The 19,721-nt window shown below is 64.2% G+C and carries 18 protein-coding genes; 8 read left to right on the top strand and 10 right to left on the bottom strand.

Annotated elements, in window-relative coordinates:
* Positions 1-36: 36 nt before the first annotated feature.
* Together A9K65_RS03010 and A9K65_RS03005 are read right to left on the bottom strand one after the other, a co-directional pair.
* Positions 37-1,002: a cation diffusion facilitator family transporter gene (locus tag A9K65_RS03010; protein ID WP_013528466.1), complete on the bottom strand. Its 966-nt coding sequence runs from the start codon at positions 1,000-1,002 to the stop codon at positions 37-39.
* Between the two features lie 127 nt (positions 1,003-1,129).
* Entirely contained in the window at positions 1,130-1,939 is an 810-nt protein-coding gene (locus A9K65_RS03005) for a transglutaminase family protein (RefSeq protein WP_027161100.1), read from the bottom strand.
* 312 nt (positions 1,940-2,251) lie between these two features.
* On the opposite strand from A9K65_RS03005, the gene A9K65_RS36455 reads away from it, so the two are divergent.
* Both A9K65_RS36455 and sugE read left to right on the top strand, forming a co-directional pair.
* Positions 2,252-2,377 (top strand): hypothetical protein, encoded by a 126-nt coding sequence (locus A9K65_RS36455; protein ID WP_013528464.1) that lies wholly within the window; start codon positions 2,252-2,254, stop codon positions 2,375-2,377.
* A 205-nt stretch (positions 2,378-2,582) separates the two neighbouring features.
* Positions 2,583-2,897 carry a quaternary ammonium compound efflux SMR transporter SugE gene (gene sugE / locus A9K65_RS02995; protein WP_013528463.1) on the top strand — a complete coding sequence of 105 codons (315 nt, stop codon included), beginning with the start codon at positions 2,583-2,585 and terminating at the stop codon, positions 2,895-2,897.
* 138 nt (positions 2,898-3,035) lie between these two features.
* Here the strand turns inward: sugE and A9K65_RS02990 are convergent, their stop codons facing one another.
* Positions 3,036-3,464: a DUF6481 family protein gene (locus tag A9K65_RS02990; RefSeq protein ID WP_013528462.1), complete on the bottom strand. Its 429-nt coding sequence runs from the start codon at positions 3,462-3,464 to the stop codon at positions 3,036-3,038.
* 278 nt (positions 3,465-3,742) lie between these two features.
* Here A9K65_RS02990 and A9K65_RS02985 point away from each other — a divergent pair, with 278 nt between their 5' ends.
* The 3 genes from A9K65_RS02985 (at position 3,743) to A9K65_RS02975 (ending at position 7,161) form a co-directional block, all read left to right on the top strand.
* On the top strand, positions 3,743-4,804 hold the full coding sequence (locus A9K65_RS02985) for an LLM class flavin-dependent oxidoreductase (protein WP_013528461.1): 1,062 nt from the start codon (positions 3,743-3,745) through the stop codon (positions 4,802-4,804).
* A gap of 117 nt (positions 4,805-4,921) precedes the next feature.
* The gene (locus A9K65_RS02980) at positions 4,922-6,091 is read left to right on the top strand and encodes an AI-2E family transporter (protein ID WP_013528460.1); all 1,170 of its coding nucleotides are present in this window, start codon (positions 4,922-4,924) and stop codon (positions 6,089-6,091) included.
* Between the two features lie 68 nt (positions 6,092-6,159).
* Positions 6,160-7,161, top strand: coding sequence for an LLM class flavin-dependent oxidoreductase (locus A9K65_RS02975; RefSeq protein WP_064992802.1), 1,002 nt, complete (start codon positions 6,160-6,162; stop codon positions 7,159-7,161).
* Positions 7,162-7,194: 33 nt separating this feature from the next.
* On the opposite strand, the gene A9K65_RS02970 is transcribed toward A9K65_RS02975, so the two are convergent.
* Positions 7,195-8,214, bottom strand: a complete 1,020-nt coding sequence (locus A9K65_RS02970; protein ID WP_013528458.1) for a LacI family DNA-binding transcriptional regulator — start codon at positions 8,212-8,214, stop codon at positions 7,195-7,197.
* A 220-nt stretch (positions 8,215-8,434) separates the two neighbouring features.
* On the opposite strand from A9K65_RS02970, the gene A9K65_RS02965 reads away from it, so the two are divergent.
* From A9K65_RS02965 to A9K65_RS02955, 3 genes are read left to right on the top strand one after another with little or no spacing between them, the layout of a single operon-like run.
* A complete protein-coding gene (locus tag A9K65_RS02965) occupies positions 8,435-10,018 on the top strand; it encodes a sugar ABC transporter ATP-binding protein (protein WP_064992803.1) in 1,584 nt (527 codons plus the stop codon).
* On the top strand, positions 10,015-11,331 hold the full coding sequence (locus tag A9K65_RS02960; RefSeq protein ID WP_064992804.1) for an ABC transporter permease: 1,317 nt from the start codon (positions 10,015-10,017) through the stop codon (positions 11,329-11,331). The genes A9K65_RS02965 and A9K65_RS02960 overlap by 4 nt, the downstream gene beginning before the upstream one ends.
* Complete coding sequence (locus A9K65_RS02955) at positions 11,328-12,296, top strand: substrate-binding domain-containing protein (RefSeq protein WP_064992805.1); 969 nt, start codon at positions 11,328-11,330, stop codon at positions 12,294-12,296. Before A9K65_RS02960 ends, A9K65_RS02955 begins: the two co-directional genes overlap by 4 nt.
* A 42-nt stretch (positions 12,297-12,338) precedes the next feature.
* Here A9K65_RS02955 and A9K65_RS02950 read toward each other — a convergent pair whose 3' ends face one another.
* The 6 genes from A9K65_RS02950 to A9K65_RS02925 are packed head-to-tail and all read right to left on the bottom strand — an operon-like array spanning position 12,339 to position 19,490.
* On the bottom strand, positions 12,339-12,800 hold the full coding sequence (locus tag A9K65_RS02950) for a MarR family transcriptional regulator (RefSeq protein ID WP_013528454.1): 462 nt from the start codon (positions 12,798-12,800) through the stop codon (positions 12,339-12,341).
* Complete coding sequence (locus A9K65_RS02945) at positions 12,797-13,381, bottom strand: amino acid synthesis family protein (RefSeq protein WP_064992806.1); 585 nt, start codon at positions 13,379-13,381, stop codon at positions 12,797-12,799. The genes A9K65_RS02950 and A9K65_RS02945 overlap by 4 nt, the downstream gene beginning before the upstream one ends.
* Positions 13,374-14,258 (bottom strand): thiamine biosynthesis protein ApbE, encoded by an 885-nt coding sequence (locus tag A9K65_RS02940; protein WP_064992807.1) that lies wholly within the window; start codon positions 14,256-14,258, stop codon positions 13,374-13,376. Before A9K65_RS02940 ends, A9K65_RS02945 begins: the two co-directional genes overlap by 8 nt.
* A complete protein-coding gene (locus A9K65_RS02935) occupies positions 14,258-15,799 on the bottom strand; it encodes a 6-hydroxynicotinate reductase (RefSeq protein ID WP_064992808.1) in 1,542 nt (513 codons plus the stop codon). The genes A9K65_RS02940 and A9K65_RS02935 overlap by 1 nt, the downstream gene beginning before the upstream one ends.
* Positions 15,796-18,639, bottom strand: coding sequence for a molybdopterin-dependent oxidoreductase (locus A9K65_RS02930; protein WP_064992809.1), 2,844 nt, complete (start codon positions 18,637-18,639; stop codon positions 15,796-15,798). The genes A9K65_RS02935 and A9K65_RS02930 overlap by 4 nt, the downstream gene beginning before the upstream one ends.
* On the bottom strand, positions 18,636-19,490 hold the full coding sequence (locus tag A9K65_RS02925) for a xanthine dehydrogenase family protein subunit M (RefSeq protein ID WP_024502067.1): 855 nt from the start codon (positions 19,488-19,490) through the stop codon (positions 18,636-18,638). Before A9K65_RS02925 ends, A9K65_RS02930 begins: the two co-directional genes overlap by 4 nt.
* Positions 19,491-19,721: the final 231 nt, after the last annotated feature.

Below are 19,721 nucleotides of genomic sequence, written 5' to 3'. Positions count from 1 at the left end.
TCTAGCGGCGCAAGGCCGTGAGGCAATGGCACGGTTTTAGTCCAGGGCAGGATCGGATGCGGAATCGATCAGCCTGCGTCGCTGCTCCCAGGTGCCTGACGTCTGCGGCTTGACGAACAGCCGTGTGATCTCCGGCATTTCCTTCTTCAACTGCGCCTCCAGGCGCTCGACGCAAGCTTCGATCTCGGGCGCCGTCAAATGGTCCTCGAACTCGATGCTGAGCCCGGCGACGATCTCTGTCGGCCCCATATGGACGGTCAGGACGCCGTTCGCCCGCTGCACCGCCGGATCCTGCTGGGCGATCGCCAGCACTTTCATCTGCACCTCGGGCGACGCCGGCTCGCCGATCAGCAGGCCCTTGCTTTCGCGGGCCAGGAAGATCGCGGTCGCGCCAAGGATCAGTCCGATGCCGATCGAGGCGGCGCCGTCGAGCTCCGGCATCTCCAGCAGTTCCGCTGCCAATATGCCGGCGAAAGCGACGATCAGGCCGAGAAGTGCCGCACTGTCCTCGAACAGCACGGTGTAGACGCTCGGATCCTTGCTCGACTGCACGGCCTGCAGCCAGCCTTGCCTGCCCTTCTGCCGGCGAAACTCCTTCAGGGCGACCCACCACGAACTGCCTTCGAATAGGAAGGAAAGGCCCAGAACAATATAGTTTACCTTGGCGTTGGCGACCGGCTCCGGCGCCATGATATGGACCACGCCTTCGTAGAACGACACGCCGGCGCCCAGCGCGAAGACGAGGAGCGCGACGATGAAGCTCCAGAAGTAGAGTTCGCGGCCGTGGCCGAGCGGATGCGTGCGATCGGCAGGGCGAGCGGCGCGGTGCATGCCGTAGAGCAGCAGGCCGCCATTGCCGGTATCGACCAGCGAATGGACGCCCTCCGACAGCATCGCCGAACTGCCCGTAAAGGCGGCGGCGGCGAACTTGGTCAGCGCGATGGCGAGATTGCCGGCGAGCGCCGCGTAGATCACCTTTTTTGAGCCGCCGTGCCCGGCCATGGCATTTGCCCCCGTTCAAGGCGCAGTCTAGCGGCCAGGCCGCTAAAGCTCCACAGGCATCACACCGCGCGAATGTCGGGTCGTCCACGGCAGCGGCCATGAGAGATCGGTCTATGGAAAACGGCGACTACTCGATGATCTCGCTGGTCCACACCTTGAAGCCGGCAAGCGTTCCCGGGCCGAAAATATGGGTCAGCGGCACGTCGGCGGCGTCGCGGCCGGAGGCGATCAGGATGCGGCCGATGCGCGGTGCATTGTTGCGCGGGTCGAAGACATGCCAGCGGCCGCCGAGATAGACTTCCATCCAGGCGCAGAAATCCATGCTTGCCCATGGCTTCGGCATACCGATGTCGCTGATGTAGCCGGTGCAATAGCGCGTTGGGATGTTGAGTGCCCGGCAGAAGGTGACGGCGAGATGCGCGTAGTCGCGGCACACGCCGCTCTGTTCACGATAGGCTTCCGCCGCGGTGCGCGTCGGCCGTGCATTGCCGTAGTTGAAGACGATGTGGCTGTGGACGAAGTCGCAGACCGCCTGCACGCGCGGAATACCCAGCGGCGTGTTGCCGAACAGCCGCCACGCCTCGTCAGCCAGAAGGTCGCTTTCGCAAAAACGGCTGGGCAGCAGGAACAGCAATGTGTCCGCCGGCAGGTCGCGCACCTCGTGCTGCCAGGCCATCAGGTCGCCCATCTCGAAGGTGCCGGGGTCGCGGATCACCGCGTCGGTGCCGAAGGTGAAGCGCCCGGGAGGCGCGACAAGCCGGTTGCACCAATTGCCGAAACTGTCGCGATAGCTTTCGATCGGCACCGGCGGATTGGAGATCAGGAAATCCGGCCGCTCGAGATCGGAGGCCCGCGAATAGTGCACATTCAGCATCGCGATGAGCGGCGTTTCCTGCGGAAAGTCGAAGCTCATCTCGCAGCCGATGTGGATTCGCATTGTCGTCCTGACGGCCTGCCTGACGATCACCCGGCGAAGCTCGGGTCGATGCTGCAGTGCGAAAATGACCATGGCACGGACCGCCATGGTTTACGAGCAAATTAGAGCAATTCCAGGAAAAGTGTGAAGCGGTTTTCCGTCCGGAATTGCGTCAAAACAAAGAGTTAGAGCAATTCACTGTTTCCGCGAAACGGTGAATTGCTCTAGAAACCGGTTGAAAGCGATCCGCTGTCGGCGGCAACAGTCGCTAACCCCTTGCGGTCGGGCGGTTCTCTTGTTTCACTTGGCTTCTCACATCAGGAGGAACGAATCATGGCTAAAGGTGCGATGAAGGCAGGCAAGGAAGCCCGCAAGCCGAAGAAGGACGCCAAGAAGCCCGCTCCGGCTCCGGCGCTGAAGGCGCCGCCGGTCAAGGCGATGAAGCTCAAGGACAAGTAGGTCCGGCGATCCACTTCGCAATAAGATTACGGCCGGCGACACTTGTTGCCGGTCGCTGTTGCTCGAGCGCCCGAAATTCCTATATTGGCGTAGCGGGGACGACCTCGCACTTCCCCAAATCCGGACGGGACGACCCGCCATTGTTTGACTGATCGTCGGACGCCGAAGTCACTTTTCGGTCCGATGCTCTGATGGAGCGTTGTCGATGTCGTGGATTCTTCTCTTTTTCGCTGGCTTGTTCGAGATCGGCTGGGCAATCGGCCTCAAATACACCGATGGCTTCTCGAAGCTGGTGCCGACCGTGCTGACCGTTGCCTCGATGGTCGTCAGCCTCACTCTGCTCGGCCTGGCGCTGAAGGCGCTGCCCGTCGGCACCGCCTATGCGGTGTGGACCGGCATCGGCACCGTCGGTACGGCACTGCTCGGCATCTGGCTGCTCGGCGAACCGGCCACCGCGATCAGGCTGGCCTGCATCGCGCTCATCGTCTGCGGCATCATGGGGCTGAAGTTCGCCGCCTGACGGTAACGCTTAGGTCTCTTGGTTTGCGCATGTCGTCCTCCCAGAACCGGGACCAGGGCGACATGCATGGGACAAACACGTTCAGGGCCGCTGCGAGGCGACCCTGATTCTCGAAGCAGATTGCTCCGTAGCCGAGAGCTAGCGGGCGGAGAAGCCCGGAGGCGTCCTGCCGGTACGCTGCTTGCGTGCCGCATAACGCGCGTCGCGCTTGGCCTTGCGTTCGGCTTCGTCGGCCAGAAGACGGGCGATGCGCTCGTTCTCTTCGGATTCCCGAATCTTGGCCTCGGCCTGTGCAGCTTCCTCGGCGGCGATACGTGCCGCTTCGGCTGCTGCCTCGCGCTCGGCCTTCTCGACCGCTTCGCGTGCCAGCTTCTCCTGCTTGAGCCGGGCCTTTTCGGCCTCGCGGATTTCGCGGGCCGCAAGGATAGCCTTGCGTTCAGCCTGCCGCGCCAGCACTGCGGGATCATCCGCCGCCGGCTTTGCCTTGAAGCGCTCGAGGAGCGCCTTCTTTGCCTCGTTTGCGGCATTGCGCCGCTCGAAAACGTCTTTTTCCCTGTAGATAGCCAAGTCCACTTCCCTGAAGTCAATTCGCGACGCTTACATACGCGCGAAAACCGAGAGTTCAAGCGCCAAAACGGCATGGCAGCCATGAAATTGTCGGCTGTTGCACTCGGGAGACGCCTTTGGAGCAATTCCAGGAAAAGGGTGAAGCGGTTTTCCGTCCGGAATGGCGACGAAGAGATAGAGCCGAAACCGACATGCACTGTTCACCGTCCGCCCCACTGGCGGCGCGGCTGAGGCGTCGCTACGTCTAACCCGAAAACCCAACACCAGGATGACATCAAATGGAACTCGGTCTCTACACATTCGCCGACGTCAGCCCGCAGCCGGGCCCCGGTGCCATCGGCCCGCATGAGCGGCTGCGCAACCTGATCGAGGAGATCGAGCTGGCCGACCAGGTCGGCCTCGACGTCTTCGGCCTCGGCGAGCATCACCGGCCCGACTATGCCGCCTCCGCACCGGTCGTGGCCCTGGCCGCGGCGGCCGAGCGTTCGAAGCGCATCAAGCTGACCAGCGCGGTCACCGTTCTCTCTTCCGATGACCCGGTGCGCGTTTTCCAGCAATTTGCCACGCTCGATCTTCTGTCGGGCGGCCGCGCCGAGATCATGGCCGGGCGCGGCTCGTTCATCGAATCCTTCCCGCTGTTCGGTTTCAACCTCGAGGATTATGACGAGCTGTTCGCCGAAAAACTGGATCTGCTGCTTGCCATCCGCGACAGCGTGAAGGTCACCTGGTCGGGCAATCTGCGTGCGCCGATCAACGATCGCGGCGTTTATCCCCGGCCCTTCCAGGACAGGCTACCGGTCTGGATCGCCATTGGCGGCACGCCGCAGTCTGCCGCCCGCGCTGGCGCGCTCGGCCTGCCGCTGGCGCTCGCCATCATTGGCGGCGAGCCGGCGCGTTTCGCGCCGCTGTTCGATCTCTATCGCGAAGCCGCCAAGCGCGCCGGCAGTGATCCGGCGGGCCTCGCCACCAGCATCAACGTGCATGGCTTCATCGCCGAGACGACCGAGCAGGCAGCCGACGATTTCTACGGCCCGCAGGCGGAGGTGATGAACCGCATCGGCCGCGAGCGCGGCTGGGGTCCGACATCGCGGGCGCATTTCGACCAGTCGCGCGGCCCCACAGGCGCCCTGTTCGTCGGCAGTCCCGAGCAAGTGGCTGAAAAGATCGTCGCCCAGCACAAGATCTTCGGCAATGACCGCTTCCTGCTGCAGATGGCGATCGGCACCATGCCGCACGCCAAGATCATGAAGGCGATCGAACTCTACGGCACCAGGGTGGCGCCGATCGTGCGCAAGGAAACAGCCAAGCCCGCCACAGCCGTCACGTCGCCGGCAGCCTGACCCGGAGCCGGCGCGAGCGGCCTCAATCCCGAAGCCGGCTCATGGAACCCTCGCCCGTAACTCTGCGTTTCATGAAGGCGATTGCCGTGCGAAGGGGCGCCGGCTTGAGGGGTGACCATGAAAACCGAACCCACAGCCTGGGGTCAGGACGTTTCCGATGAACCGGATTCGCGCGTCGCGGCTCGCGCCGACACGCGTCTGATGCGCTCGTTGCTGATCGGCATCTTTCTCTTCATGGCCATCTACGCGCTCTATTTCGCCCGCGCCTTTTTCATGCCAGTGCTTCTGGCTTTCCTGCTGGCGCTGACGCTGACGCCGATCGTCCGGCTGCTGCGCAAGCACGGTATCCCGGAAGTGATCTCGGCAACCCTTCTGGTGCTGTTGTCCCTTTGTGTGTTCGCCACCGCCGGCTATCTGCTCAGTGGCCCGATCATCGATCTTATCAACAACACCTCGTCGATCGGCCAGAAGCTCACCGAACGGTTGGCGCAATTGCGACAGCCGCTCGAGAAGATCATGCAGATTTCGCATCAGATCGAACAACTGACCGAGACCTCGCAGGAGTCCGGTATTCAGAAGGTGGCGGTGGCGCAGTCCGGCATCCTGTCGGCGGCCGCCAGCAACATCCTGTCGGCGGGAACAGGCCTCACCATTATCTTCGTGCTGTCGCTGTTCCTGCTCGCCTCCGGCACGATGTTTTATGAAAAGATCATCCAGTCCTTCGCCAGCCTCAGCGAAAAGAAGCGGGCGCTGCGCGTCGTCTATGACGTCGAACGCGAAATCTCGCACTATCTGCTCACCGTCACCATCATCAATGCCGGCCTCGGCACGGTCATCGCTCTCGGTCTTTGGGCGCTCGGCGTGCCCAATCCGCTGGTCTGGGGCGTTGCTGCCGCCCTGCTCAATTTCCTGCCCTATGTCGGAGCACTGATCACCATCGTGCTTGTCACGGTCATGGCGTTGATCAGCTTCGATACCATCTTCTACGCGCTTCTGGCGCCCGCCTTCGTGATCTTGTGCGACATCGTCGAAGGCCAGTTCGTGACGCCGATGGTGGTCGGCAGGCGCCTCGAGATCAACGCCGTGGCGATCTTCATCGCCATCGCCTTCTGGTCATGGCTGTGGGGTTTCGTCGGCGCCCTGATGGCGGTGCCGCTGCTGGTCGTCATCAAGGTGTTCTGCGATCATTTCGATGGGCTCAGCCATGTCGGCAATTTTCTCGCCGCGCAGCACGCGGTTGTCGTCGAGGAGGACGACATCGCCGACCCCGAAGCTGTCAAGGGCTGATCAATATTTTTGAATTTGCGGCGCCGCCGGATGCTTCCTACATGCGGTCCTGACACAGGATCCCACCCATGACCGCTCTTTCCGTTCTCGACCTGTCGCCGATCGTCGAAGGCAGCGATGCCTCGCAGTCGCTGGCCAACTCGCTCGATCTTGCCCGCCATGCCGAGCGCCTGGGCTACAAGCGTTTCTGGCTGGCTGAGCATCACAACATGCCGGGTATTGCCAGTGCCGCCACAGCCGTCGTCATTGCCCATGTCGCGGGCGGCACCAAGACCATTCGTGTCGGCGCTGGCGGCATCATGCTGCCCAACCATTCGCCGCTGGTGATTGCCGAGCAGTTCGGCACGCTGGCCGCATTGCATCCGGGCCGCATCGATCTCGGCATCGGCCGGGCGCCCGGCACCGACATGGGTACCGCCCGCGCCTTGCGCCGCAATCTCGAGGCCGGGGTCGACAATTTCCCGCAGGATGTCGTCGAGCTGATGGGCTATTTCCAGCCGGCCGAGGAAGGCCAACGCATCCGTGCCGTGCCCGGCGAAGGCCAGGGCGTGCCGGTCTGGATCCTCGGCTCCAGCCTCTACGGCGCGCAGCTTGCCGCCATGCTCGGCCTGCCCTATGCCTTCGCCTCGCATTTCGCGCCGGCGGATCTGGATCACGCGCTGGATGTCTACCGCTCGCGCTTCCAACCCTCCGAGCAGCTCGACAAGCCGCATGTCATGCTTGGCCTCAACGTCTTTGCCGCGCCCACAGATGCCGAGGCTCGTTTGCTGTTCACCTCGCTGCAACAGGCTTTCGTCAATCTGCGCACCGGCCGGGCCGGACGGCTGCCGCCACCTGTCGAGAACTATGACCGCGATCTCGATCCGATGGCAAAGACCATGCTGGGCCAGGCATTGTCCTGCGCCGTCGTAGGCTCCCCGGAAACGGTGCGGCAAGGCATCGATGCCTTCGTGCGCCGCACCGGCGCCGACGAGCTGATGGTCACCGCGCAGATTTTTGATCATGCGGCGCGGGTGCGGTCGTTCGAGATCCTGGCCGAGGCGCACAAATCGCTGTCGCAGGCGGCCTGAGAAGTTCTGGTACGATATATGCTGGGCGAAAAACTATGCGCTCACGCTCTGCGCAATCGCCCCGAGCGGGCGGCATGAATTGCGGATCATCAGCCGGCCCTTGAGCAAAAGCTTGCGCGGCGGCGCGTCCCTGTTGCCGGCGAGACGGTCGAGAAGCAGATTGGCCGCCTGTTCGCCGATCGCCTGCACCGGCTGCGCGACGGTGGTCAGCTGCGGCTGAAACACGTCGGACCATGGAAAGTCGTCGAAGCAGGCAACTGAAATGTCTTCCGGGCAGGACAGGCCGATGTCGCGGATCGCCTTCATGGTGCCGATCACCATCGGGTTGTTGGCCGAGAAGATCGCGCTTGGCCGATCGTGCGAGGACAGCATCTGCATGGTCGCGTTGTAGCCGTCGATCTCGTGGAAATTGCCGAAGCGGATCAGCTCCTCCGCGATCGGCAGGCCGGCGGCGTGAAGCGCCTCGCGATATCCCGCCATGCGGTCATGCATCGGCGAAATGTCCGACGTGCCGGTGATGTAACCGATGCGCCGGTGGCCGAGATTGATCAGATAGGTGATGGCGTCGAACACCGCGCGCTGGTTGTCCAGCACCACGGCATCGGTGTCGACGCCTTTGCAGATACGATCGAGCAGCACCACCGGCACGTTGGCGTCGTCGACGATCCGCTTGAGGATCGCGCCGTCGCCGACGCGCGCCACGATCAGCCCGTCGACCATGCGGTCGAGCAGCAGCTTGATCTGATCGTCCTGGGTATTCAAATCCTCGTCCGTGCAGCACAGCATGACGGCATAGCCGGCCCGGTCGAAGGCCTGCTGGATGACCGAGACGACATCGGTGAAGAATGGGTTGGTGATGTGCGGCACGGTCAGTCCGATCGTGCGGGTCGTGCCCATCTTCAGGCTGCGGGCGATCGCGTTGCGCTTGTAGCCGATATCGCGGATCGCCTGTTCGATGCGCTGGCTAAGCTCCGGACTGACCGTCGCCGTGCCGTTGATCAGCGCCGAAACGGTGGCGACAGACACACGTGCCGCTTCAGCCACATGAAGCATGGTGGGCGCGGTGGATTTCCGGTGTTTTTTTTGCCCTGATGCTGTCATTTTCGAAACGTTTCGCCACCCTTGCCGGCCAATACGTACGGAATCCTGTCCTTTTTAGCAAGAATCGAAATGCAGCAAACATGCGGCACCTCATATCAGCTTGACATGATCGAAACGTTTAGATTAGCGTTTGCGGGAAGTTGACGAGGACGGAAGGGAGGCCGCCATTGTCATGCGAGAGAGCAGTTCCCTTTCCCCGCAGCACGGCGCTGCCGATCGGTCGGACACCGTTCTGAGCGCCGAGCATATTTCCAAGAGCTTCGGCGGCATCGCCGCCCTGGTCGATGTCGGCTTCGAGCTGCGGCGCGGCGAGGTTCATGCCTTGATGGGCGAGAACGGCGCCGGCAAGTCGACGCTGATGAAGATCCTCTCCGGCGTCTACACCGGCTATGAAGGCACGGTCAGCGTCGATGGCCACCCTGTCAATTTCGCTGGCGTACGCGACGCCGAGGATGCCGGCATTGCCATCATTCATCAGGAGCTCAACCTGGTGCCCGAACTCAGCGTCGCCGACAACATCTTCCTTGGCCGCGAGAAGCTGATCGCCGGGCTGATTGTCGACCGCAAGGCAAGCAGCCGCGCGGCGGGCGCTTTGTTGCAGCGGCTCGGCATCGAGCTCGATCCGCAAGCCCGCGTCGGTGCCCTGCGTGTCGGCGAGCAGCAGCTGGTCGAGATCGCCAAGGCGCTGTCGATGTCGGCACGCATCCTGATCATGGACGAGCCGACCTCGGCGCTGTCGCCGGCCGAATGCCAGCGGCTGTTCCGCATCATCCGCCAGCTTGCCGAGAGCGGTGTCGCCATCGTCTACATCTCGCACCGCATCGACGAGGTCATGCATCTGGCCAGCCGCGTCACCGTGTTTCGCGACGGGCGCCATGTACTGACCGAGCCGATGGCCAGGCTGGACGAAGATGCGATCATTTCGGCGATGGTCGGACGCAACCTGCTCGCTTCCTCCCAGGAAGAGCGCCACTCCGGCGGCAACATTGTGCTTTCGGTCGAAAACCTGTCGCTGTCGAAGCCCGATGCGCATGGCTGGCGCACGGTGATCGACGGCGTTGGCTTCGATCTTGCCGCCGGAGAGATCCTCGGCATTGGCGGGCTGCTGGGTTCGGGCCGAACCGAGATCCTGGAAGCGATCTTCGGCTCGAGCGATGGCCGCACCGGTGGCGAAATCCAGGTCGACGGCCGGCCTGTGGATATCCGTTCGCCCCGCGACGCAAGGCGGCTGGGCATTGCACTGGTCACCGAGGACCGCAAGACGCAAGGCCTGCATCTGCAGGCTTCGATCGCAGACAATGTCGCGCTGCCGCTGGTCGGGTCGCTGGCCCGCTTCGGCATCCGCTCGCTGGCCTCCGAGCAGGGGCTGGCGCGGCAGGCGGTCAAGGCGCTCGGCATCCGCTGCCGGGACATCGACCAGCCTGCCGGCACGCTGTCCGGCGGCAACCAGCAGAAGGTCGTCATCGGCAAGTGGCTGGCGACCAGGCCAAGGGTGCTGTTGCTGGACGAGCCGACGCGCGGCATCGATGTCGGCGCCAAACGCGAGATCTACGACCTGATCTTCAAGCTGGCGCGCGATGGACTGGCCATCGCCGTCATCAGCTCCGAACTGCCGGAGCTTTTGCATCTCTCCGACCGCATCCTGGTGATGGCCGATGGCCGCCAGACAGGCATTCTTTCCCGCGACGCGGCCAGCGAGGAGGCCATCATGCGTCTCGCCGCCCCGCGCAGGACCATATCGAGACCAGCCGCATGACTGCCCTGAAACTCCTGTCCCGTACCAAGCTCTACTGGGGCCTGATCGCCATCTTCCTGATCGGCGTGCTGGGCTCGCCGATGAGTTCCAAGGGCAACAACATCTTCCTCTCCTACGGCAACCTGCTCGACGTGCTGCGCCAGGTCTCGACCACCGGGCTGATCGCCACCGGCATGACGGCTGTCATCATCACCGGCGGCATCGATCTCTCCGTCGGCTCGCTGATGGCCATCTGCTCGGTGGTCTGTGCCATGCTGCTGACGGTCCCAAGCGTGACGCCGGGCGTCGTGCTGGGCGTGCCGACCGTCGCGCTGGTGGCGCTTTGCCTCGGTTTCGTCGTCACCCGCTTCATCTTCCAGAACCTGGCAAAGTCCCGTGCCGGCGCCGATCTCGTCCGCGAGATCAGGCTGGACGGGATTCGCGGCCTGATCACGCCCGCCGTCGTCGGCGTGGTCTTGTGCTGCCTGTCGCTGTGGTTTCTGCTGCCGCAGATCGAGCCGAAATTCGGCGTGCTCGGCGTGCTGCTGGTGGCGCCGTGCGTTGGTTTGCTGTTCGGCGCGCTCAACGGCTTCATCATCGTTGCCGGACGGCTGCAGCCCTTCATCGTCACCCTGGCTATGATGGTGACGGCGCTCGGCATCGCACGGCTGACCGCCGGCCAGAACAATGCGGTGCTGCCGGTCTATACCGGCTCCAACGCCACCGCCGATTTCGAGATCCTGCGCTCGCTGGTGTTCGGCATCATCCCGATGCCGGGCCTGTTCTTCCTCGGCGCCATCGTGATCTACGGCGCGGTGCTGCGCTTCACGCCGTTCGGCCGCTATGTCTATGCCATCGGCGGCAACGAGGAGGCGGCGCGCCTCTCCGGCATCGCCGCCGGCCGCGTCAAGATCGCCACCTATGCCGTCTCCGGGCTGCTCGCCGGCATTGCCGCCGTGCTCTATGTTGCGCAGTACCGGCAAGGCAAGCCGGATGCCGGCGCCGGGCTGGAGCTCGACGCCATTGCCGCTGTGGTCATAGGCGGCACCAGCCTGATGGGCGGGCGCGGCAGCCTCATCGGCACGTTCTGCGGCGTGCTGATCTTCGGTCTGCTCTCCAACATCCTGCAGCTCCACAACATCAATTCGAACCTTCAGCTGGTGCTGAAGGGGATGATCATCATCGGCACCGTGCTCGTGCAGGAGCGCAATGCCGGTGATCTCCTGGCCTATCTGCGCCTGCCCGGCGGGCAATCGGCGCACAAGGAAACGGCCGCGGCAAAGCGGCCGTCGCAAGAGACACCGTCTCTCAATCTCGGAGGAAACAAAAAATGAAACGACGTGACATGCTGAAGCTTGCCGCCGTGACCGCGGCACTGCTGACCACCACCGCGCTGCTGACCACTGGCAACGCTTACGCTCAGGACAAGAAGTGGAAGATCGGCTTCTCCCAAGTGACGACCATCGAGCCCTGGCGCGCGCAGTTCAACAAGGACATCCTGGCCGAAGCCGCCAAGCACCCCGAGGTCGAGCTGATCATCACCGACGGCGAGGACAAGACCGAAAAGCAGGTCGCCGATGTCGAGAACCTGATCCGCCAGGAGGTCGATGCGCTGTTGGTGTCACCGAAGGAATCGGCCGGCCTGACCGGCGTCGTGCAGCAGGCGATCGACGCCAAGATCCCGGTCTTCGTGCTCGACCGCAATGTCGACACCAAGGACTACACGCAGTTCGTCGGCGGCGACAACGCGCTGATCGGCCGCGCGGCCGGCGAATATGCCGTCGAACTGCTGGGCGGCAAGGGCAAGGCTGCAGGCAACGTCGTCGAGATCTGGGGCGGCATGGGCACCCAGCCGGCGCATGATCGCCATGACGGCTTTCACGAATTCACCGACAAGGAGCCGGGCATCAAATATCTGCTCGACCAGCAATCGGGCGACTGGAAGCAGGACCAGGCCTACAATCTGATGGCCAACGCGCTGAAGAGCAACGAGAAGATCGATCTCGTCTACGGCCACAACGACCCGATGGCCTATGGCGCCTATCTCGCCGCCAAGGATGTCGGCCGCGAGAAGGACATCAAGTTCATTGGTATCGACGGCCTGCCCAATGAAGGCGTGCAGATGGTGAACAAGGGCGAGCTGACGGCGACCTTCACCTATGTCACTCCCGGTGCCGAAGGCCTGCGCCAGGCGATCAAGTTCCTCAACGGCGAGAAAGTCGAAAAGACCATTACCCTACCAACCAAGAAGATCACCAAGGAAAACGCCGCCCAGGTGCTGAAGGACAACGGCCTCTGAGGCAAACTTCCTGCCGGGTGCCTCCTTTGGCGCCCGGCGGGTCTAAGCCAGCTTCACCAGCAGCTTCATGAAGGTGGCGATCTCCTTGGCCGAGAGCGGCGCCAGCGTCTCCTTTGTGATCTCGCGCGCCAGCGGGATCAGGCGCTCGATGGCATCGCGGCCTGCCGCGGTCAGATTGACCAGCAGCCGTCTTTTGTCGACCTCGTGCCTGGAAAGCTCGACCAGGCCGCGCGCCTTCAGCCGGTCGATGACGCCCTTGACCGTCGCCGCATCCATCGCGATCAGCGTGCCGAGCTGGTTCTGCGAGGTCTCGCCGACGTCACGCAGCTTGGCCAACGCCGCAAATTGCGGCGGCGTCAGATCGCCGATATGCGCGGCAAAGATCGCGACATGGCGCTGATGCGCCTTGCGCAGGATGAAGCCGACCTGCTCCTGCAGGAGGTAATCCTGGTCGTCCGGCGCCTCGACCTCGACCAGCTTGAGCAGATTGTCCTCGCCGCTCACCGCAGCCCATCCCAGGCTTTGATGTGATCGGCCGCGAGACCACCCATGCGATCGTGGATGCGCGGGCCACAAGTCATGGCGAGGCAGAACAGAATCTCGTCGGGGCGCGGACCATCGGACATGCCGACTTCCATGGCGTCGAAATGGCTGCGCACATAGGCGGCGTTGATGTGGCCGAGCGGCACGTCGAGCTTCGAACCGAAAGCGCCGACCTTCTTGGCCGACGGCACGATCGCCTTGGCGTCGCCGAGCCGCTCGCGCATGGCGTAGCCGCCGGGCACATGCCAGAGGGCGCCGTGTTCCAGCTCACCTGCGGTGCCGACAATGGCGCCTTTGCCGTAGCCGTCGATCTGCTTGACGTCGCCGCCGAGCGCCGCGATCAGCCGGTCGGCGAGCAGCAGGCCGAGCGGCTTGAGATCGTCCATGGCGCTCTGCAGCTCCTCGACATAGCGCCCGGCGAACGGGTTCTTTACCAGCGCCATGGCGGCGGCACGGCGGCGCGGCACCTTGGCCACCGGCCCGCCCTCGTGAAAGATCTCTTCGGTCAGAACCGCGATCTTGCGGATCGGAAACTCAGGCATGGGCAACTTCCTCCCTCGAAGTTTCGTTGGGCGCGGCAAGCGCAACCGAGCCACTGATGCGGATCTCGCCGCCGAGAAACAGCGCCGACCCGGCAATAAGCCCCCGCCGGCGAAAATCTTCGGCGACGGCAAGGCCATTGTCCAGCGCGCGCGCCACTTCGCCAAGGGCAAGCGTGCCGACGCCTTGCGTCACCAGCCGCGAGCCGAGATCGCTGTCGGGCGACAGTTCGTGTGCGGAAATGCGCTTGATGGCGGGATTGCCGGGCAGGTCCACCGCGTTGGCGATGAGCGTCGCCGCCGCATCGGCTTCGGCGCCGGTCCGCGCCAGAACCGTGACGGCGTCGGCAATGCCAAGCGAGAAGGAGCGGCCACGCCAACCGCTGGTGGCGACGCCGCGAACGCCATCTTCCGCGCGGATCGTGATCCGGTCGGCCATGCCGCTGCCGGTACCGGCTACCGCCAGACCCATCGACTGGCCCTTGCCGATATGGAGCGCGCAGTCGCCGCCATTGTTGACATAGGCGCGCTCGATCTTGCGACCGGCAAGCAATGCGGCGAGCATTTCGTCGGCTACCGATCCCGCGACGGCCGCCATCGGAGTTATAAAGCATTCCGCCAGGGGCATGACGGCTGCCTCCATGCGGCGCGCCGTCGGGCCGGCGAAGGTGCGCGGCACCAGGAAAAACGCCGGCAGCCGCAATTCGGGGAGTTCCTCGACCAGCTCCACCAGGATCGTCTGGAAGCGCGCTATGGCCTGTTCATAGGCTCGGCGGCATTCATCCGCCTCACCAAAAACCTCGACGATCAGGTCGATCGGCCCGTGGTTGAGATGCAGCCGCTTGCCGTCCTGCAGCCAATGCGCTTGCGGGCCTTGCATCACCCGGCTCCATTCGAGCCGGCACGACGTAGCTGCGCGAGTGGCGGCCATGGATTGTTGGCTTCGGCGCCTGTGCCGCGGCGCGGATTCAGGTACTCACCGCCTTTTGCGACAATATCCTCGACGCTGCGGATCTCCGCCTCGTACCCGCCGAGCCTGACATAGTCGTCGCGGCGCAGCGTGAATTCGATCGGCGCCACCAGCGCCGGTGTAGGCACATAGCCGAAGGCGCCTTCCGGCACCCGTGTGACATCGACCATCAGCGTGATGCCGCCGCCCGGCCAGACATAAACCGGCGCGCCGCCGACCGTGACATAGGTGGTCAGGCCCTGAACCGAGCGGGTGAGATTGACCGGGTTTTCGGTGACGCCGGCGCGCAGCGAACCGCCGGCGCCGCCGATGAACAGCACCGTGCACAAAGCCGGCTCGCAATTGTCCTCGATCAGGCCGACCGACTTTTGCAGCCGTTCCGGAAACGGCTTTTGCACCGGCTTCAACTCGTCGTCGAGCTCGTAATAGGCGAATTGCTCGCCGGTGGTCGAAACCATCAGCAGCGACAGGCCCGGCCGCGCACCCTTCTTGGCGTTCCACTCGCCAAGGATCGACAGCGGGTCTGAAATGCTGGTGCCGCCCCAGCCGAGGCCTGGCTCGGACACCTTGAAATAGCGGCCCGGCGTCGAACGGCGGCCGATGATCTTTATCCCTGTGTCCTGCCAGCCCAGCACCTTGCCGGCCTGATGCTCGGAAACGACGCCGGTGATGTGGTCGTCGACCACCACCACCTCGTCGACAAGGCCGCGCCATTGCGTGGCGAACATGCCGATGGTCGCCGAGCCGCAGCCGACGCGCATGCGATGTTCCTGCTTGCCGTCGATGACAGGCGCTTTGCCGGCTTCGACTGTTATGGTGGCGCCGCCGTCGATGGCCAGTTCCACCGGCTTGCGGTTGCACAGATTGAGCAGCGCGTCGCAGGTGGCGCGTCCTTCGGCCTTCGAGCCGCCGGTCAGATGATGCACGCCGCCCAGCGACAGCATCTGCGAGCCATACTCGCCCGTCGTGACATGGCCGATTGCCTCGCCTTGCGATCGCACAATAGCCGTCTCGGGTCCGATATGCCGGTCGGTGTCGATCTTCACCTTGACGCCGCAGTACGAAAAAATGCCTTCCGTGACGACGGTGACGAGATCGACGCCTTCGACTTCCTGGCTGACGATGAACGGCGCCGGCTTGTAGTCGGGATAGGTGGTGCCGGCGCCGATTGCGGTGACGAAGCGGCGGCCGGTGTTGACCAGTTCGCCGTCCCATTGTTCGCCCTCGGCGACGAACGGCACGATTGCCGCGCCGGTCTCGGCCGCATGGTCGAGGATGGTCAGCGGGTCCATCCGCACGATCCTGCCGCCGACATTGCCGTAGCGGTCGCAGGCGCCGGTGCGCCCATCTGATATGTAGCACATCACCGGGCAGGCATCGCAGCGGATCTTCTCCGCCACCAGCTTCTCGCCGGGATCATGGGTCTCGAAGCGTTCGGCAAGCTCGCTCATCGGCGTGCCTCCTTTTCGCGGATGCCATCTCTTTCGCGGATGCCAGCGCGGATACGCGTCGGCGTCGCCGGAACCTTGGTGATCAGAACGCCGGTGGCGTGGCGGATGGCGTTGAGGATTGCCGGCGCCGTCGGGATCAGCACATGCTCGCCCAAACCCTTGGCGCCAAAGGGTCCTTCCGGATCCGGAACTTCTATCAGGACGGTCTCGATCGGCGGCACGTCGCCAATGGTCGGGATGAGATAGTCGTGCAGGTTCTCGGTGCGGCCGGGGATGTACTCTTCCATCAGCGCCATGCCGATGCCTTGCGCGATACCGCCCTCGATCTGGCCTTCGGCCAGCAGCGGGTTGATCGCCTTGCCCACATCATGCGCGGCGGTGATCTTGATCAGCTTCACCGTGCCGAGCTTGAGATCGACCTCCAACTCGGCGATCTGCGCGCCATAGCCGTAAACGGCGTAGGGTTTGCCCTGGCCCTTGGCATCGAGGGGCAGCGTCGGCGGGTCGTAGCTCTCCTCGGCACGGAAGACGAAGCCCTGGGCATCCAGGTCCAACGTCGTGAGATCGATGCGGCGCGTGGCTTCGCCCTCGCGGATGACGATCGCCGGGCCGTCGAGTTGGAGAGCGGCTTTTTCCGAAACATTGGCGAAACGCAGAATCTTTTCACGCAAGGCGCGGCTGGCCTTTTCGGCCGCCTTGCCGGTGACGAAGGTCTGGCGCGAGGCCGATGTCTTGCCGGCATCGGGAGTAATTGATGTATCGGCGCTCTTCAGCTGGAATCTCTCCAGCGGCAGGCCGAGCGCGTCGGCGCAGATCTGGGCGATGACCGTGTTCGAACCCTGGCCGATATCGACCGCGCCCTGGTGCAGGATGACCGTGCCGTCGGCCGCGATGCCGACCCGAATGGTCGACGGATTGGGCAGCGAGGTGTTGCCGCAGCCATACCAGCAGGACGCGACGCCGAGGCCGCGCTTTCTATCTGTGTTGGCACTGTTGAATGCCTCCGCATCGGCCGCTGCGCGCGCCCAATGCGGCTGTAGCGATTCGAGGCATTCGGCAATGCCGACGCCGGAGTCCAGAAGCTGTCCTGTGACCGTTTCGGAGCCGTTACGAAGGCAGTTCTTCAAGCGAAAATCGAGCCTGTCCATGCCGAGCTTGCCGGCCAGCTCATCATAGAGGGTCTCCTGCATGATCGTCGCTTGCGGCACGCCGAAGCCGCGGAAGGCGCCGGAGATCGGCCCATGCGTATGGATGGCGCGGCCTTCGGCGCGGTAGTTCGGCGTCGCGTAGGGTCCGGAGGCGTGCACCGGCACGCGGTTGGCCACGGTAGGGCCCCAGCTTGCATAGGCGCCGGTGTTGAAATCGCCTTCGAAGATCATGCCGGTGACAAGGCCGTCGGCATCGGCGCCGATGGTCGCTTTCATCTCGGCCGGATGGCGCTTGGTGGTCGACATCATCGATTCGGTGCGGGTGTAGGCAAGTGCCGCCGGCCGCCCTGTCTTCATCGCCACAAGGCCGATCAGCGGCTGCAGCGAGACGTCGAGCTTCGAGCCGAAACCGCCGCCGGTCGCGGTCGGCACGATGCGCACCTTGTCGACGGCAAGGCCGAGCACCTTCGCCGTCTCGTCGCGGTCCATATAGGGCGCCTGGGTGCAGGCGACGACGACCAGCGTGTCGCCGTCCACATAGGCATAGCCGGCTTCGGGTTCGATATAGGCGTGCTCGACATAGGAGGTGTCGATGACGCCGGAAACCGTGAACGCTGCACCGGCAAGGGCCCCTTCCGGATCGCCGCGTTCGACGAAGCCGGAGGTCAGCAGGTTTGCCGGTCTGTTCTCATGGATGAGCTTGGCACCGCCGGCGCGCGCTTCGCAGGATTGGAGAACATGCGGCAATTCGGTCCAGCGGATCGGAAAATCCGAGAGGTCGATATCGAGCATCGCCTCGCGTTCGCCAGCGACCAACGCCACCGCCTCACCGCGAAGGCGGGCAAACCCTTCGGCCAGTGCCGGCTGGTCGGCGAACGGGCCGATGACGCCGAAACAGTTTTTTCCCGGAATGTCGGCTGCGGTGAAGACGCCGGCAACGCCGGGATGTGCCTTCGCCCAGCCATCGAGGTCACCGAAGGCGAAGCTGGCGTGATAATGCGGAGAGCGGACCACCAGCACCGCCAGTGCATCGGCGGGGAAGGAATCGCTGCCGAATTTCTCAGCCCCGGTGACTTTCGGCACGCCGTCGAGCCGGATGGGCGAGGAACCGATCGCGTGGCCTGACCGGGGCAAGCGGAAATCCAGGCTTGCTGCCTGCAGGGAGGCATCCATCACTGCGGCAATGATCTTCCGGTAGCCGGTGCAGCGGCACAGAATTCCGCCGAGCGCGTCCTGTACCTCGACCTCCGTGGGGCTCGCCTTCTTCTCCAGCAGAGCCGTCGCCGCAACCAACAGAGCGGGCGTGCAAATCCCGCACTGCGCCGCGCCATGGGCAAGGAAAGAGGCCTGCAACGTCGACAGCGTCGACAGCCGGCCGTTGGCAAGCCCTTCAACTGTCGTCACCGATACGCCGGCAGCGGACGCCGCCGACATCAGGCAGGCGCAGACGGGATCGCCGTCGACCAGCACCGTACAGGCGCCGCAATCGCCGGCATCGCAGCCGACCTTGGTGCCGGTCAGCCCCAGTTCGTCGCGCAGCACCAGGGACAGTCGGCGCAGCGGCGGCACATTGACCGATACGGCGCTGCCATTGACCTCGAAGGCGATGTCAACGCGCTCCGGGCCGCGAGCAGGCCGAACGGCGCCCAGGTCGGGCACTGCTTCACGCACGTCAGGTTGAACCTGGCTCATGCCGCCACCTCTTCGCCAGTCGTCCGCCCCACAGCCGCAAGCACGGCGCGGGCAACAATCTCGCGCACTGCATCGAGCCGGTATTCGGCGCTGCCGCGCACATCGGCGATCGGCGACAGTTCGCTCATCGGCGCGGACAGGACCGCATCGGCAAGCTCGCCATCCACCGGCAGCCCGCACAACGCGGCTTCGACGCCGGCCAGCCGCTTGGCCACCACCGAACAGGAGCCGGCCGCGACCGCCGCTTGCCGGACGGTGCCATTGTCGACGGCCAGACGTGCCGCCACCATGGCAATGGAAATGACGAGGTAGCGCCGGGCGCCGAGCTTGACGAAAGCCGACGTGCCGCTGGGCTTCGGCACGCGGATCGCCGTGACCATCTCACCGGGCAGCAGAGCCGTGCGGCGATTGCCGAGAATGAAGTCCTGCAACGGCAGGTGCCGCGTCGCTGCCACCGAGCGCAGCTCGACCTCGGCATCGAGGACGAGCAGGGCCGGCACGCCGTCGGCGGCAGGCGAGGCGTTGCAGAGATTGCCGGCGACCGAGGCGACGTTCTGGATCTGCGCCGAGCCGACCTCTCGCGCCGCCTGCTTCAGCGCCTCGAAGGCCGGCGGCAAGGGATGGCGGACGATGTCGGTCCAGGTCGTGCGCGCGCCGATGACGAAATGGTCGCTCGTCTCGGCAATGCCGCAAAGCGCCGCCAGGCCGTTAACGTCGAGAACATTGTCGCGGATCGGTTTGCTGCCCTGTGCCGGATAGAAATCGGTGCCGCCGGCAAGGATGCGCCAGGCGCCCTCGCCAAGCAAAGCGAGCGCTTCGTCGACCGAGGTGGGTTTCGCGTAACGGATCACGCTTTGCCTTCCCGAAAAGAGGCCTTCCAGAGCTGGTACTTAGAAAGATCCTTCCAGCACAGGGGTCGGAAAATTCATTCGTATGCAAATGATATCAAGCTGGCAGGATTTGTCAAAGCCGGAGTTTGCCGCGGCGCCGCCGGCACGCATTTGTTATGGCTTGAGAGGTTGACGCGGCCGGCCATCTGGTCAAGTTTCTGCGTCCGGTCGCGTCAGCGGCATTTTCCACTG

Origin of the sequence: Mesorhizobium sp. WSM1497 (genome assembly GCF_001672455.2) — a bacterium.
Classification (GTDB): domain Bacteria; phylum Pseudomonadota; class Alphaproteobacteria; order Rhizobiales; family Rhizobiaceae; genus Mesorhizobium; species Mesorhizobium ciceri.
Note: the sequence above shows the minus strand (reverse complement) of the source record. Positions and strands in the feature narration are given on the sequence as shown.

Coding starts and splice junctions, on each gene's coding strand:
- A9K65_RS03010 (WP_013528466.1), bottom strand. CDS start 1,002: ATGGCCGGGCACGGCGGCTCAAAAAAGGTGATCTACGCGGCGCTCGCC.
- A9K65_RS03005 (WP_027161100.1), bottom strand. CDS start 1,939: ATGCGAATCCACATCGGCTGCGAGATGAGCTTCGACTTTCCGCAGGAA.
- A9K65_RS36455 (WP_013528464.1), top strand. CDS start 2,252: ATGGCTAAAGGTGCGATGAAGGCAGGCAAGGAAGCCCGCAAGCCGAAG.
- sugE (WP_013528463.1), top strand. CDS start 2,583: ATGTCGTGGATTCTTCTCTTTTTCGCTGGCTTGTTCGAGATCGGCTGG.
- A9K65_RS02985 (WP_013528461.1), top strand. CDS start 3,743: ATGGAACTCGGTCTCTACACATTCGCCGACGTCAGCCCGCAGCCGGGC.
- A9K65_RS02980 (WP_013528460.1), top strand. CDS start 4,922: ATGAAAACCGAACCCACAGCCTGGGGTCAGGACGTTTCCGATGAACCG.
- A9K65_RS02975 (WP_064992802.1), top strand. CDS start 6,160: ATGACCGCTCTTTCCGTTCTCGACCTGTCGCCGATCGTCGAAGGCAGC.
- A9K65_RS02970 (WP_013528458.1), bottom strand. CDS start 8,214: ATGCTTCATGTGGCTGAAGCGGCACGTGTGTCTGTCGCCACCGTTTCG.
- A9K65_RS02965 (WP_064992803.1), top strand. CDS start 8,435: ATGCGAGAGAGCAGTTCCCTTTCCCCGCAGCACGGCGCTGCCGATCGG.
- A9K65_RS02960 (WP_064992804.1), top strand. CDS start 10,015: ATGACTGCCCTGAAACTCCTGTCCCGTACCAAGCTCTACTGGGGCCTG.
- A9K65_RS02955 (WP_064992805.1), top strand. CDS start 11,328: ATGAAACGACGTGACATGCTGAAGCTTGCCGCCGTGACCGCGGCACTG.
- A9K65_RS02945 (WP_064992806.1), bottom strand. CDS start 13,381: ATGCCTGAGTTTCCGATCCGCAAGATCGCGGTTCTGACCGAAGAGATC.
- A9K65_RS02940 (WP_064992807.1), bottom strand. CDS start 14,258: ATGCAAGGCCCGCAAGCGCATTGGCTGCAGGACGGCAAGCGGCTGCAT.
- A9K65_RS02935 (WP_064992808.1), bottom strand. CDS start 15,799: ATGAGCGAGCTTGCCGAACGCTTCGAGACCCATGATCCCGGCGAGAAG.
- A9K65_RS02930 (WP_064992809.1), bottom strand. CDS start 18,639: ATGAGCCAGGTTCAACCTGACGTGCGTGAAGCAGTGCCCGACCTGGGC.